The organism is Patescibacteria group bacterium (assembly GCA_041659765.1).
GTDB lineage: Bacteria > Patescibacteriota > Patescibacteriia > UBA9934 > UBA9934 > JAGORL01.
The window spans coordinates 712,792-726,639 of sequence record JBAZXR010000001.1; the positions used below are offsets into that span (position 1 = coordinate 712,792).

Consider the following 13,848-nt stretch of genomic DNA (forward strand, 5'->3'; position numbering starts at 1 on the left):
ATTTATTTTGCAGATGCTGTACTGGCATGTTTGAGGCGAATCACTGAGTCTAGTCGCGGAGCACTTTCTACCCCATTTTCCAAGTCACACTTTGGGCACCAGTCCCACTCCCCAGTCAGATACCCGTGGTTCGGGCAGATCGAGAAAGTCGGCGTGATGGTGATATATGGCAGGCGGAACTTCGATAAAATCTTTCTAACCAAATCTCGGCACTGGGCACCGCTCGAGATCTTTTCCGTCATGTAGGCGTGGAAGACCGTACCGCCAGTGTATTTGGTCTGCAGGTCATCCTGGAGTTCGAGAGCTTGGAATACATCGTCCGTGTAACCAACCGGCAACTGCGAAGAGTTCGTATAGTAGGGAGCTTCGATGGTGCCTGCCTGGAGAATGTTTTCAAACCGTTTCTGATCCTCTTTGGCGAACCGGTAAGTTGCACCCTCCGCTGGAGTAGCCTCCAGGTTATAGAAATGTTTGGTTTCCTCTTGATAATTGGCGAGTTCTTGGCGCATGACGTCGAGGATTTCGACAGCGAATTCGTGGCCCCAGGGAGTGGCAACATTCTCTTTATCATCCGTAAAGTTTCTGATAGCTTCATTGATGCCGTTCACCCCAATAGTCGAGAAATGGTTACGCAAGAAGCCTAGGTAACGCTTGGTGAACGGGAATAAACCGGCATCAATCCACTCTTGAATGACTCGACGCTTGATTTCGAGCGACTCCTTGCCAAACTGCATCAGCTCTCGCAAACGCTTCATGAACGCTTCCTTGTCGCCCTTCGTTTCGTAGCCAATACGAGCGGCATTAATCGTCACGACACCGATCGAACCGGTCATTTCTGCCGAACCGAATAGCCCTCCCCCGCGTTTTCTAAGTTCGGTCAGATTCAGCTGAAGCCGACAACACATGCTCCGCACATCGCCAGGATTCAGATCCGAGTTTACGAAGTTTTGAAAGTACGGCGTCCCATACTTAGCGGTCATTTCAAAGAGCGGTAGGTTCTTTGGATCAGTCCAAGCGAAATCTTTGGTAACATTGTAGGTTGGAATTGGAAACGTAAACGTCCGCCCTTTTTCGTCGCCCCGCATCATGACCTCAATGAAGGCTTTGTTGATCAGGTCCATCTCATGGCCAAGCTCGCCATAGGTGTACTCGAACGGCTTACCGCCGAGCAATAATCGTTTCTCTTTTAGGTCATCTGGGCAATCCCAATCAAGAGTAATGTTTGTAAAAGGCGTCTGGGTTCCCCAACGGGAGGGAATGTTCAGGTTAAAGACGAATGATTGAATCTGTTGGTGAACGTGCTTGTACAGCCGGTCAGCGACGTATTTCTCGCGGGCTTCGTCACTTGGAAAGGTTGCGCCCGAATCAGCTAATTCTTTGCGTATCTCGAGCTCAAACTTCTTAACGAACGGCGCGAGGTATGTATCAAAACTCGAGAATGCCTGCGCTCCGGCCCACTCATTCTGGAGCGTGCCTAGGAAATTCACCATTTGGGCCACGGCCGACGATAAATGCTTGGGCGGACCGGATTCAATCTTTTCCGAGACGCCATTAAAACCTTCTTCAAGCAAGGCGCGCAGGCTCCAGCCAGCGCAATAACCGGAAAACATGTCTAGATCGTGAATATGAATAGCACCTTCTCGGTGAGCTTCGCCAACATAACTAGGATAGATGTGCGATAACCAATAGTTAGCCGTGACTTTACCGGCGGTGTTCAAAATCATCCCACCCAGGGAAAAACCTTGGTTAGAGTTAGCATTAACACGCCAATCCCCCTTAGCGAGATATTCGCCAATGGTTTTCTGCACGTCCACCGTCGCGCCCGTTTTCTTGAGTTCCTCAGTCATAAATTTTGACGAACAAAAAACTCACATCATGTGAGCTTCTTGAGCTTCTTATGGATTTTTCTAAATTTTGCCAACCGGCACTCTGTGGGGACATGGCACGATGCCGCACAAATACTCGTTCGCACTGTGTTCCTCAATGGTGCTTAGGGCATGGCACGTCTTACACTTTATCTCGATCACACTATCCACGATGACTCCCTTAAAAAGGAGTTTTTGGCACCCGTGGCAACGGTATTCTTTAAGAACACAGGACATACGCTATTTCCAGCATATAGTGGTGTGGAACTTTCCTACACACTATATGTTGTGTTTATGAGTATAGCACTTTATAAAAAAATAACCTCGCCTTGTGCACAACTCTTGAATGCCTTTTCTTTCATAGAGAAAGCGCGTATTCTGACCCTGTATGCCTGAACGCCACCTTCGTCTTCGTCTGGTCTCGATCGCTATCATGGCGCTCTCACTCATCGGATTATTAGACTCTGGCTACCTGACCGCCCATAAGCTTTTTGGCACACCGCTTAGGTGCGGGGTAGTTGGCGGGTGTGAAATAGTTTCACAAAGCCCTTATTCCATGGTCTTTGGCGTGCCCCTGTCATTGATCGGCATGCTCTTTTACCTCACCATGTTTTTCGGCGCCCTAACCTACCGAGAGTTTGGCTTAGAAAAAGTTCTTAAAGCGGTAGCCATCTTAAGCGTAGTCAGCATTCTGACTTCAGCCTGGCTGGTAGGCGTTCAATTGTTTGTCATTAAGGCGATTTGCATCTATTGCATGATCAGCGCCGGTATCTCATTTGTCCTAGTAAACCTAGGCGTGCACATTCTACTCACTCTTAAAAAAATTACGCGACAAACTTCCGTTCCTTCCCCGTTACCAGACGCAAGCGATTAGGAATCGCTCTAATATCAAAATGTTCGGCCTCGATCTTCTCGCCGTCAACGGTCATCGTACGAACGTTCGGAAAAGATAGATGAGCGCGCTTCAGATGGAGGACGCCTACGTCCTCTTTTCGTTTAAACAGGGAGAGCCGCGGCAGTCTAGTGACCATCGTCATGCTGCCGTCAGTCGGATCTACTGAACCAATGTCATCAGGGTGATATAAATTACGAATTTCGAGCGTGCACTTCCGCAACGGAACCAGTTTGTACTTATCTTCGCATTCCATCACTCCCCCGCTCGCGTCTATAGTGGCGGCATGCAGGAATCGCCGGCCGTTCACCTCGCCCAGATCCATGTCTGCAACCAGCCGGGCGGAGAGGATGTCGCAAGCTAGAACGCCCGTTGGGATACCCAACAGATCGGCCATTGGGGACGTGCCACCAACAGGAATAAATGCAACGACGACACGTGAGTCGCCCACGGCCTCAATAACCCGGTATAACGTATCGTCATTCCCAACGGCCACGATTGTCGTTGCCCCTGCTCGCACCTCTTGCCGAACCACTTGTACGGCATCGCGAAACAAGGCAAGGCGGACAATCTTGCCGGTGATTCCAAGATCCGTCAGGCGCGTTTCTATGAGAGCTAACTCGCGTTCGTACCTGCGATCTTCAAGAAACTCATCGTAAACGTAGGAATACACAGTTGTGGAGTTTTACTCCTCAACCTCCTTTTTACCTTTTTTTGCCTCCTCGCCCATATGCACCATACCGTTTATTTCTGAACCTGCTTCAACAGCCAGCACGCGGGCATTAATGTCTCCTGACACGTGAGAAGAGGCCATCAAATCTAACCGAGCCTCAATCTTAATATTGCCATGCACCCGACCGGAAATGACCGCGTTCTGCGCGTGAACGTCAGCTTCAATCTGAGCATCTTCCCCAATTTTCAAATCCCCGGCCGTAGAAATAGTTCCGCGTACCTCGCCCTCAATGATGATATCGCCTTCAGCAATAAACTCACCCTCAATTCGCACTCCTCGCGCAATGATCGTCTCACCAACCTGGTTATTCTTAGCCATATTTTAAGATTAAAGTCTTAAAGATTAAAGCGTAAAGCCTGACGGAAGTTGCATTGGAAACTTTAATACTTTAATACTTTACTTTTTAATACTTCTTACATCTCCTTCACTACCACGAGTCCCAAAATGCCACAAAGGTTTGCTAACACCTGTCGCACAGACTCCATGAGTGCCAAACGGGCGGCGGCGAGCTCAGAAGACTCGGCATCCAGGATGCGGACGGATTCATAATACCCTGCAAAATCTTGAGCGAGCTCGAATCCATACTGAGCGATAGCATTCGGGCTATATGAACCACCGGCGTGAGCGACCACCGAAGGATACTGAGCAAGCTTTCTGAGAAGCGCGTGCTCTTTCTTGTCCGTCAACAACTCCGGTTTTGGCAGAGGCTTCACGGAAGCTTTACGCTTCAAACTTTCAACGCGGGCAATTGAGTACATTAAGTACGGGCCGGTAAAGCCATCTGTGGCCATGGCCTCTTCCATATCAAAGGTGATCATCTTTTCTGGATCTTGGCGAAGCATCATGAACGTCACCGCCGAATGCATGAGAGCGCTAGCCGTGTCTGCAATCTTGCGTTCGCGCCAGTCTGGGTGACGGCCTTTAGTGGCTTCGACTAGTTTCTCAAACATAGCATCACGCAAATCTGACCAGCGAACAATGTTCCCCTTGCGCGAGCTCATGGCGCCTTCTGGCAGGGTCACAAAATCAAACGCCAAGTGAATAACTTCCCGAGGGAAGCCCATCTTCTTCAGTGTTGCTGATAGCTGCTTAAAGGCGAGCGACTGGCGAGCATCGACGACGATAATGGATCGATCGGCGACGTAATCTGCCTCTTTCTTGTAAGCGAGGGCTAAGTCTTTTGCATTATAAAGCAATGTCCCGTCAGATTTTCTAAGCAGGTTCACCCCAAGCTTCTCGGCTTCCAGGTCAACAATCACTGCACCTTCAGAAACTCGCGCGATCCCTTCCGTCAGGAGACGTTTTACGATGGCGTGCGTTTCGTCAATCAACTCATGCTCCAAATAAATGCGGTCGAGCTCAAGGCCAAACTCGGCAAACACTTCTTTCATGCCATCCATGGACCACTTCTGTGTCTTCTTCCAAAGCGCGATGTTGTCGCCCTCCATGTTTTCAAGATCCCGCTGGATCTTTGATACCTCCGCGCGTTTCTCTTCATCCTCACCGATAGCCTTGGTAGCTTCCGTGTAGGCACGGCCAAGGTAATTCAGCTTGTCGCCGATGGGTTCCTCGCCCATGTTCAAATGCGTCAACCCCCACAAACAGCGCGCGACGTTGTTGCCGAGGTCGTTTATGTAAGACACCGGGGTTACGTCAAAACCATTTTGCCGAAGAATATTCACGATGGCTTTTCCGTAGGTGAGATTTCTGAGGTGGCCAACGTGCACTTCTTTGTGCGTGTTGAAGTTCACATATTCGACAAGCACCTTCTTGCCTCTGCCCGTTGTGGACTTTCCGTAGCGCACCTTTCCGCCGAGTACATCCTTAAACACATGCGTCGCAAAGGCAGTTTCTTCAAAGGTGAAGTTCACGTACGGCCCAAGCGAGCTAATCTTTTTCACCAGAGATGACGGCGCAATCTTAGCGGCCAACTCCGTGGCAATCTCCGCCGGGTTTCGTTGCATTCCCTTGCCGAGCGCAAAACAAGCAAACGAAAGATCGCCATACTCCGGCTTAGGCGGCGTCATGAGCATATCCTGGTTCACGGCATACGTTTTGCCGAGCGCCTTTTTCAAGGACAGGAGAATCTCTTTTTTAGCTTGATCAAGTGCGTACATAGTTAAACTAATCGAACAAAGAATCGCTTGCCTTTCTGGACGATCGAACCGGCGGAAACCACGAGCATCGGGTCTTCGACAACATTGCCGTCAACCTTCACACCAGCCTGCTCAACCTGGCGCTTCGCCTCTCCGCGGGACTTAACGATGCCGGAACCGACCAAAACGTCGACGATAGTCATCCCCGCGCCGACAGCAAACTCTGGGGCATCAGCCGGCACCTCACCAGATTTGTGAACCTGCGTAAAGTGTTCGCTGGCTTTATCAGCGGCTTCATCATTCAAAAAAGCGGCGACGATCTCATACGCAAGACGGTGCTTAAACTCTACCGGGTTCTCCCCTGCTTCCATCTTTTTACCGATCTCGACGATCTCGTCGACCGGAACGTCAGTGCAGAGCTCAAAACCGGACAAAATCATGCCGTCCGTCCAGCTCATGACCTTACCGTACATGTCCTCGGGGCTGTCGTTCAAAGAAATCATGTTGCCTTCACTCTTGCCCATCTTCTTGCCAGTTGGATCTGTCAGCAACTTAGTCGTGAGGACGAGCTTTTCCTTCCCTTTCATCTCGCGCAAAAGGGTGCGGCCAGCGAGCATGTTGAACGTCTGATCATTGCCGCCGATTTCCAGGTTCACCTCCATAGCTACAGAATCGTAACCCTGCATCAAGGGGTACATGAACTCGTGGAGGCCGATCGGCTTCTCTTCCTGTAGACGCTTCTCAAACATGTCACGTTCCATCATCTGTTGCACGGTGAAGTGCGAGGCAAGCTCAACCACATCAGCAAATGACATCTTGCCGAGCCAGTCGTTGTTAAACATGAGCTTGGCTGGGTTCTGACCGCCAAAATCAATAAATGCCGAAGCCTGGGTCTGGTAATTCTTGCAGTTAGCGAGCACCTCATCACGCGTCAGTTGTTTGCGAGTGGCGGTTTTGTCCGTAGGATCACCAATCATGGCCGTGAAGTCGCCAATCAACAGAATCACCTCATGCCCCATGCGTTGCAGCTCACCGAGCTTGCGGAGCGGAATAGCGTGGCCAATGTGGAGAGTGGTTCCCGTAGGGTCAACGCCAAGATAGACGCGGATTTTTTTGTCGCTCTCAAGTAGCTCTAGCAACGCCTCCCGCTTGGGATATACGTTCTCAACGCTTCGGGTCAAAAATTCGGCAATTTGTTGGTCGGTCGCTTTCATATGTCCCCTATTATGCCTTAGGCATTGAATTCAGCTCTTTCTCAAGTGTCGAAACCTTCTCTTGAGCCTTAGCTAGCTTCTCGCGTTCAAGCGCAATCACCTTCTCAGGCGCGCGACCAACGAAATCTTGATTCGAAAGCTTTGTCTCCTGTGCCATGGCGTATTTCTTTGCTTCGACCAGCTCTTTCTCAAGCGACTTCCGTTGTGCGGCAAAATCGACAAGCCCATCGAGTGACACGGAAATGGTCATGCCGCCAATCACTGCCTTCGCGGCGTTCTCGGAAGCAACGGAAACAAACGCGCTGTTAGTTGATTCCTCAATAAGCGTAGCCTGATCCTTCAAAGACTCACTCAGGTTAATAGCTACGTCAAGCGTCTTCTTGTTTTCAATATTTCGCTCGGCTCTGATGACACGAATAGCCGCAATAACCGACTGTAAATCTGCAAATGCATCAGCGTCACCCTTTGAAAGCTTGAACTTAACATCATCCGGCCACTTGGCGACCATGATCAATCCCTTGTCGAAGTTCTTGTAAATCTCCTCCGTCACAAACGGCATGAACGGGTGCCACAAAATAAGAAGTCTTTCGAGGATAAAGATCAGGATCTCGTCCTTCTCACCTTCAATCTTGGCAATTTCGAGGTACCAATCGGCAAACTCACTCCACGTAAATTCGCGTAGTACTTCGCCAGCGAGCGAGAGGTCATACGCCTCCTGGAGCTTCGTTACCTTTTCGACCACCTCACTGAAGCGACCGAGGATCCAGCGGTCTGCGAGTGTCTTCGGCTCTGGAACTCCACCTTTCGACTTTCCACCTTCGACTTTCGACAAAATGAACCGCGAAATGTTCCAGAGCTTGTTCGTGAAGTTTCTGAAGCCAGCGATCTTCTCCTCGGACAGTTTCAAGTCGTTGCCGGGAGTATTTCCGAGTACCAGCGACAATCGAGTAGCATCGGCACCGTACTTCTCAATCATGTCGAGCGGGTTGATGATGTTGCCAAGTGATTTCGACATTTTTCTGCCTTGTTCATCACGAACCAAGCCGTGCAAATACACGGTTTTGAATGGCACCTCGCCAAGCAGGTACGTCGACATGAGAATCATGCGAGCTACCCAGAAAAAGAGAATGTCGTAGCCCGTCTCAAGGACGTTCGTTGGATGGAAGAACTCGAGATCCTTCGTCTTATCGGGCCAGCCGAGAGTAGAGAATGTCCAAAGACCAGAAGAAAACCAAGTATCGAGCGTGTCTTCGTCCTGCGTCCAGCCCTCACCCTTCGGCGCTTCGCCAACAGCTAGCTCCTCACCCTTGTACCAAACCGGCACACGATGGCCGAACCAAATCTGGCGGCTGATGTTCCAATCGCGGAGGTTATCGATCCAATGAAAATAAGTTTTTTCGAATCTGTCGGGCATGATGTCGATCGCTTTTGAGCGAACCGCGTCCTGCATGAGTCCCTTCAGCGTCACCTGTTTTCCATCACGGGTAAATTCTGTATTCACGCCAATAAACCATTGCAGCTTAGGCAAAGGCTCAATGATTCCGCCCGTTCTTTCAGCGGTCGACAAATTTTGCGCAGAATCTTCCTCGCCCTCAAGCAAATTATTTTCACGCAACCACTCCACCACTTTCTCCCGAGCACTTTTTGTACTCATGCCAGAAACTAGCTCGCCGGCTGCGGGAAGCATGTTCCCGTCCTCGCCAATCACCTGGATCATGGGGAGTTCATGGCGCTTGGCAATATCAAAGTCAATCGAACTGTGGGCTGGAGTGACACCAAGCGCACCCGTACCGAACTCTGGGTCAACGGATTCATCGCCGACAATCTTCAAGTGCAACTTTGAGCCGGCAAAAACAACATCAAACTCCTGACCAATAAACTTCTTATATTTCCCCTTCGGATGCACTGCCACCGCCGTATCCCCCACTTTTGTCTCTGGGCGAGTGGTGGAAATCGAAATTGGAAAATCCTTTGAGTACTTAAACGTGTAAAGCTTGGCCGTGGTCTCTTTGTAGACGATCTCGTCGTCGGCGATAGTCGTTTGTCCGATTGGGTCCCAGTTGACGACGCGGTAGCCACGGTAAATCAAACCATCGTCATACATCTGCTTGAAGGCAACGTTCACGGCCTTATTCCGAGCATCGTCGAGCGTATACGCCTCGCGGCTCCAGTCAACCGAGGCACCCATTTTTTTCACCTGGCCCACAATCGTGTCATGGCTTTCTTGCGCAAAGGCGTTAACGCGCTCAAGCAGTGCCTCGCGACCTAGGTCATAGCGCGTCTTCTTCTCGGCCTTAAAAATCATGCCTTCTACCTTTGACTGAGTGGCGATTGCCGCATGATCGGTGCCGGGAATCCAAAGTGCGCGTTTCCCTCGTAATCGAGCAAAGCGAACCATCGCGTCCTCAATAGCCAACATCGTGGCGTGGCCCATGTGCAAAGTGCCGGTGACGTTGGGCGGCGGGAGAACAATAGAAAAAGCCTCAGTTCTCTGTTCGAGATCAGGCAGTTTATCCGGGTTAAAGTACTCGCTATCGAGCCAAAGTTGATACAAGGAGTCTTCCTTTCCCTGGGGCTCGTAGGCTTTTGGCATTTCATTCATAACTCACATGAGGATAGTAGAAATGTTCAGATATGTCTATTGATCTTTGTTGAGGCTGAAGTTACGACGTGCTACGCTAATGCTAACCAAATATGAAAATCAACTTCCTCAAATGGAACGAACGCGTGCAGGCATTCGTCGTCATTGCATTCGGCATTACCGGAGCAGCTTTCATGATGATTTCTTCCCTGAAGGTGGAGTGGACTGGTGTGGGAGAATCTATCGCCTTATCACTCTTTGTCGCGTTCGTTCTGGATCTACTCGGCACAACGGTCATCAATCGAACGGAAAAAATGCGGGCCGACTTCGGCACCGCGCCAAGTACGTTCGAAAAAGCTTCGCTCGGAATAAATGTCATTCGCTTTATTTTGGGAGTAGCCTTCTACGTCGCAATAGTCGTCGCGATGGGCTATTTCCTCATGAATGACCCCAGACCGCTGCACATCACTTCCATATTCCTAGCTCAAGCTGCTACTTTCCTTGTCTACTTCTTGATTCTTCGAAGATTCCTTTGGATTATTCTCAGAAAAATCGGTCCTACCCTCCAACCACCCAGCAGTAAATTTCGCGCGCGATATACACTAACCAATCAAGGAATCCTTCTCGATCTCGGCATCGTCAACCTAAGCGACCGCGATCAACCCTCTGTGGTCGAACTCCCCTTTAGCGACCTACAAGAAATCCAGGTGATGACATACGGAGAAGTCGAGCAATACATGCGATTCAAAGCCGGACTCAGCTTCACTGATAGAGTGCGGATGCAGGCCCAATCCGTTACCGACATGATGAAATACCTCAAAAAGGAAGTGGCGCGTCCTCGCTATTATCTGCACGGCGGAACTCAAGGAAAAACTCTCGTGCTGAAGGGCAATGAATTGCTCTACGTCGTCAGTGTCGCCAATGAAAACTGCGATGACCTCCTGAGCGCGTTTGCTGAATACCGAAAAAATTGATAGTTCAATAAAGAAACCGACTCCTTCATGGGTCGGTTTTGACTTTGCAGTAAGTATGCCGTAATTTTTGAAGCCGGAGGTCTCATGACCAATGATCTTCTCAGGGCACTTCTTTTTGACATGGACGGAACGCTCGTGAACACGGAAGAGCTCAAGCGCAAAGCGCACGAGCGGACGCTAAAGGGACAAGGAGCGCGAAGACTCCTTGAGCTGAACGACTACGCCGAAGTCATGGGACGCCCCTTCTCTGAGGTGTCCAGAGAACTCATGGAAAAGGCCGGCACCAACCTGGCCCCTCATGACTACCGCCACATCTGGAACATCCACTATGCCAAACTGGTGGACGAGTTCGCCGCCGCACATGAAGGCGCTCTCCGCCTCTTCAAGATGATTCGCGAACGGCGACTCAAGATCGCCATCGTGAGTTCTAGTACGCGGATAGAGATGGAACGAGTCCTCCGGAAAACCGGCCTCGCCCCCTGGGCGGTAAACCTGGTGTCCGGGGACGACGTGACGGCAGTCAAGCCGTCTCCAGAGCCGTACGTGAAGGCCATGAAGCTCACGTTCACAGATCGCGACAGCGCGCTGGCCCTAGAGGACACGGACGCTGGGTGCGAATCTGCCCTCGCAGCTGGATTGTCCGTCATCGGCGTCCGGCACGAGCTGAACGCGCGCCACCGCCTCCAGGGCACCCGCCATATCCTCTCCGTGCACGAGATGGCCAACCCCGAGCTCTTCCTGAGCCGCCTGCTCGAACCGTGACGCATCGTCCCCTGCCCGCCTTGGCACTCTGCTAAGGCGGGCTGCTATTTTTCAGAGCCAGAAGGATAATGTCCGAGGGCTCCAAAAGGGTGGACGTCAGAGAGGCCTCAGGATGGACACCTTGACCGCATCCCGCGATGCATATAAGGTTCACCCCTTCAGGTATGTCCCTCTCCCCCTCCGATCAAATTTTCCATACTATTAAACGCTCCGAGCGTCCGGTCATCGTATTGCCGGAGGTTTCGACCGTTGATCATTTTGCCTCAGCCTTTGGTCTGGCGGCGGTTATTAAGAAACTCGGTAAAGAAGCGGAGATTATTTCCTCAGGCGGCCGAGCACCAGAAGCATTGTCATTTTTGAAAACTGCAAAAGAAGTGAAGGGCGACGTCCCAAACATCCGCACGCTAACCATTCACCTCAAAACCGCGAAGGCGGCTATAGACGAACTCTCCTATTCGAAGGTTGGCGAGGAGCTCCGCATTCACATCTCACCAAAGAACGGTTTTTGGACGCGTGATGACGTGACGATCTCAACTACTGCCTACCGCTATGACCTGGTGATCGTGCTCGGGGCCGCGGACATGAAGTCCCTTGGCACGCTGCAGGAAAAGTACGCAGACTTTTTCTATGAAACACCCATCATGAACATTGACCACGCTCAGGCCAATGAACATTTTGGTCAATTCAATGTAGTAGACGTTGGCTCCACAAGCGTTGGCGAGGTTCTATATCGTTTGTTCGAGAAGATCGACGCTACGTTGATCGATGCCGACACGGCTACGGCATTCCTAGCTGGCATGATTGCCAAGACGAAGAGCTTCCGCACACCGAACGTGACGCCAAAAACACTCGAAACCGCCAGCGGACTCATTGCAAAGGGCGCAAACCGCGAGGAAATAGTCGAGAAACTCTACAGAACAAGATCTGTCGAGACCTTGAGACTTTGGGGCCGTGCCCTTGCCCGTCTCAAGTCTGACGCCTCGATCGGACTGGTCTGGACTACCCTCACGCGCTCAGATTTCGCCACCGCGAGCGCTGACGAAAGCACGCTTGATGACATCGTTTCCGAGTTGCTGTCCACTGCTCCTGATGCGAAAGTTGTTGTACTCCTGCACGAAACCAAGGACGGACACGTTGCCGGCCGTCTCTTCGCCGAGCGCCCGCATGATGCCCTGGCTCTCAGCTCCCCTTTCAAAGCCTCTGGCACTCGAGAAGCTACTCGGATCATTTTGACGCACAACGATATTGTCGAGGCCGAACGAAACGTAATTGGGCATTTGAAGAATGTACTGAAGTAATGAACGGTTTGTTTTGGTATACTTGGTTCATGTTCGCGCTCTCTTACGCACGCCACGTTCCTGCACACGCGAGAATAGGAAAGTTTGTAGCCGATGAACCCCGGCTCAATGTTGCGTTTAAGCTGCTCAAAGATCATCCGGAGGCGGATGTACTAGTCACCGGCGGGACCGCCAGAGATGCAGTGATTGGAAAAGTGCCAAAGCATGTGCACCTGACCGTTCAAGGAATTCCTGAAAACGAGCTTCAAGAATGGTGTAATCGCCGGAATACTTCTAAAGACCTGGACATTCGTGTCCCTGCGTCCAGCATTTGGCATCCTGCCACAAGAACCCTTGAGCACACTTCTCATCACACACTCCCCCTCGTCCATGACTTGGCACGCCGAGACGCAACCGTGAACGCTATGGCCTATTCGGTTCGCGACGGCATTTTGCACGATCCTTTTGACGGCTTAAACGACCTCGAAGAAAAGAGGCTCCGCACTATTGGCGATCCTGAACAACGATTCCATGAGGATCCCATTCGTATGCTGCGCTTCCTGCGGCTTGCGGGACATCTTGGGTTTTCTATCGAGGACCACGCCCTCCATACTATCCATAAGCTCGGGCGCAATCTGAACAGACTCGTTAGCGATGAAAACGGAAAGGCTCGCTATCACATTCCTCGCGCGCATCTTGGACGAGAATTCGTGTCTTCCCTCTCACAAAATGCCGGTGAAACCATCACACACTTTTTCAAGTCTGGCGTCATGGGACACCTCGTGCCGGAAATCGCCAAGCTTGAGCACCTAGTCACGAGCCGCGGCATTCCGGGACATGAACATGCCGAGACCGTCCTCTCGGACTTGCATGGCCACGGCGCTTCACCGGCCGTGACGCTTGCCGCCCTTCTCGCCATACTGGAGGACGAGAGTGTTGCCGCCTTCCATAAAGCAACTGAACGTCTCCACCTGCCCCTCCTTGAAAACGGTAGAAACCTTGTCGCTGATGTTGATCACCTTCTCAAACACCGGAATATCCTTGTCGATCAAGACCCGCTCGAGCTTTCACATGCCGAATTCGAGCACGTCTTTGGTGGACCAAAAGGGGACGATCTCCTCCTATTCTTACACGCACTGGCCGTCACTGGCGGACACAATTCGCAGGCTCGCGAACGCTGGTACGTGGCCAAACGGAGAAAAGACGAGATGCCAAACACAGCTCCGCCTGAACTCGTCCGCGGCCGGGATTTGCTCTCCCTTGGCCTCTCCCCCGGCCGTCATCTCCGAGAGATTATGCGTAAAATCAGGAACGAACAACTGTCCGGCAAGCTTTGGACCAAGGCCGACGCCCTCGAGTTTGCGCGATCGATCACTTGAGACGAAACAAAAGCCCGTGAGGAACTGTTAGGAGGTAATCCGACTCCAGTTCCGAACGGGCTTTTGGTTTGTCGA

Annotated in this window: 11 protein-coding genes; 5 read left to right on the forward strand and 6 right to left on the reverse strand. The window is 51.3% G+C overall.

The genetic code is table 11. From position 1 onward, the window contains the following. Positions 1 to 2: 2 nt before the first annotated feature. Positions 3 to 1,847: a ribonucleoside triphosphate reductase gene (locus WC813_03845; protein ID MFA5947129.1), complete on the reverse strand. Its 1,845-nt coding sequence runs from the start codon at positions 1,845 to 1,847 to the stop codon at positions 3 to 5. Between the two features lie 406 nt (positions 1,848 to 2,253). Here WC813_03845 and WC813_03850 point away from each other — a divergent pair, with 406 nt between their 5' ends. Next, positions 2,254 to 2,739, forward strand: coding sequence for a vitamin K epoxide reductase family protein (locus WC813_03850; GenBank protein ID MFA5947130.1), 486 nt, complete (start codon positions 2,254 to 2,256; stop codon positions 2,737 to 2,739). On the opposite strand, the gene WC813_03855 is transcribed toward WC813_03850, so the two are convergent. From WC813_03855 to WC813_03875, 5 genes are all read right to left on the reverse strand, one after another. Beyond that, positions 2,690 to 3,430 (reverse strand): diacylglycerol kinase family protein, encoded by a 741-nt coding sequence (locus WC813_03855; protein ID MFA5947131.1) that lies wholly within the window; start codon positions 3,428 to 3,430, stop codon positions 2,690 to 2,692. The two genes, WC813_03850 and WC813_03855, sit on opposite strands and share 50 nt — an antisense overlap. 12 nt (positions 3,431 to 3,442) lie before the next feature. Next, a complete protein-coding gene (locus WC813_03860) occupies positions 3,443 to 3,808 on the reverse strand; it encodes a polymer-forming cytoskeletal protein (protein MFA5947132.1) in 366 nt (121 codons plus the stop codon). A gap of 95 nt (positions 3,809 to 3,903) precedes the next feature. Next, the gene (gene argS / locus WC813_03865; protein ID MFA5947133.1) at positions 3,904 to 5,607 is read right to left on the reverse strand and encodes an arginine--tRNA ligase; all 1,704 of its coding nucleotides are present in this window, start codon (positions 5,605 to 5,607) and stop codon (positions 3,904 to 3,906) included. A 2-nt stretch (positions 5,608 to 5,609) separates the two neighbouring features. After that, positions 5,610 to 6,800 carry a tyrosine--tRNA ligase gene (tyrS, locus tag WC813_03870; protein ID MFA5947134.1) on the reverse strand — a complete coding sequence of 397 codons (1,191 nt, stop codon included), beginning with the start codon at positions 6,798 to 6,800 and terminating at the stop codon, positions 5,610 to 5,612. Positions 6,801 to 6,810: 10 nt separating this feature from the next. Continuing rightward, a complete protein-coding gene (locus WC813_03875) occupies positions 6,811 to 9,402 on the reverse strand; it encodes a valine--tRNA ligase (GenBank protein MFA5947135.1) in 2,592 nt (863 codons plus the stop codon). A gap of 92 nt (positions 9,403 to 9,494) precedes the next feature. Between WC813_03875 and WC813_03880 the strand changes: the two genes are divergently transcribed. The 4 genes from WC813_03880 to WC813_03895 all read left to right on the forward strand — a co-directional run bounded on the left by WC813_03880 (position 9,495) and on the right by WC813_03895 (position 13,773). Then, positions 9,495 to 10,355, forward strand: a complete 861-nt coding sequence (locus WC813_03880) for a hypothetical protein (GenBank protein ID MFA5947136.1) — start codon at positions 9,495 to 9,497, stop codon at positions 10,353 to 10,355. Positions 10,356 to 10,439: 84 nt separating this feature from the next. Further along, the gene (locus WC813_03885) at positions 10,440 to 11,117 is read left to right on the forward strand and encodes an HAD family phosphatase (GenBank protein MFA5947137.1); all 678 of its coding nucleotides are present in this window, start codon (positions 10,440 to 10,442) and stop codon (positions 11,115 to 11,117) included. Positions 11,118 to 11,281: 164 nt separating this feature from the next. Further along, a complete protein-coding gene (locus WC813_03890; protein ID MFA5947138.1) occupies positions 11,282 to 12,415 on the forward strand; it encodes a hypothetical protein in 1,134 nt (377 codons plus the stop codon). Further along, positions 12,415 to 13,773 carry a hypothetical protein gene (locus WC813_03895; protein MFA5947139.1) on the forward strand — a complete coding sequence of 453 codons (1,359 nt, stop codon included), beginning with the start codon at positions 12,415 to 12,417 and terminating at the stop codon, positions 13,771 to 13,773. Before WC813_03890 ends, WC813_03895 begins: the two co-directional genes overlap by 1 nt. Positions 13,774 to 13,848 lie beyond the last annotated feature (75 nt).

What these genes read in the sequence shown, in the direction of transcription:
- WC813_03875 (MFA5947135.1), bottom strand. Translation starts at nt 9,402, where the DNA reads ATGAATGAAATGCCAAAAGCCTACGAGCCCCAGGGAAAGGAAGACTCC.
- WC813_03885 (MFA5947137.1), top strand. Translation starts at nt 10,440, where the DNA reads ATGACCAATGATCTTCTCAGGGCACTTCTTTTTGACATGGACGGAACG.
- WC813_03880 (MFA5947136.1), top strand. Translation starts at nt 9,495, where the DNA reads ATGAAAATCAACTTCCTCAAATGGAACGAACGCGTGCAGGCATTCGTC.
- tyrS (MFA5947134.1), bottom strand. Translation starts at nt 6,800, where the DNA reads ATGAAAGCGACCGACCAACAAATTGCCGAATTTTTGACCCGAAGCGTT.
- WC813_03860 (MFA5947132.1), bottom strand. Translation starts at nt 3,808, where the DNA reads ATGGCTAAGAATAACCAGGTTGGTGAGACGATCATTGCGCGAGGAGTG.
- argS (MFA5947133.1), bottom strand. Translation starts at nt 5,607, where the DNA reads ATGTACGCACTTGATCAAGCTAAAAAAGAGATTCTCCTGTCCTTGAAA.
- WC813_03890 (MFA5947138.1), top strand. Translation starts at nt 11,282, where the DNA reads ATGTCCCTCTCCCCCTCCGATCAAATTTTCCATACTATTAAACGCTCC.
- WC813_03845 (MFA5947129.1), bottom strand. Translation starts at nt 1,847, where the DNA reads ATGACTGAGGAACTCAAGAAAACGGGCGCGACGGTGGACGTGCAGAAA.
- WC813_03895 (MFA5947139.1), top strand. Translation starts at nt 12,415, where the DNA reads ATGAACGGTTTGTTTTGGTATACTTGGTTCATGTTCGCGCTCTCTTAC.
- WC813_03850 (MFA5947130.1), top strand. Translation starts at nt 2,254, where the DNA reads ATGCCTGAACGCCACCTTCGTCTTCGTCTGGTCTCGATCGCTATCATG.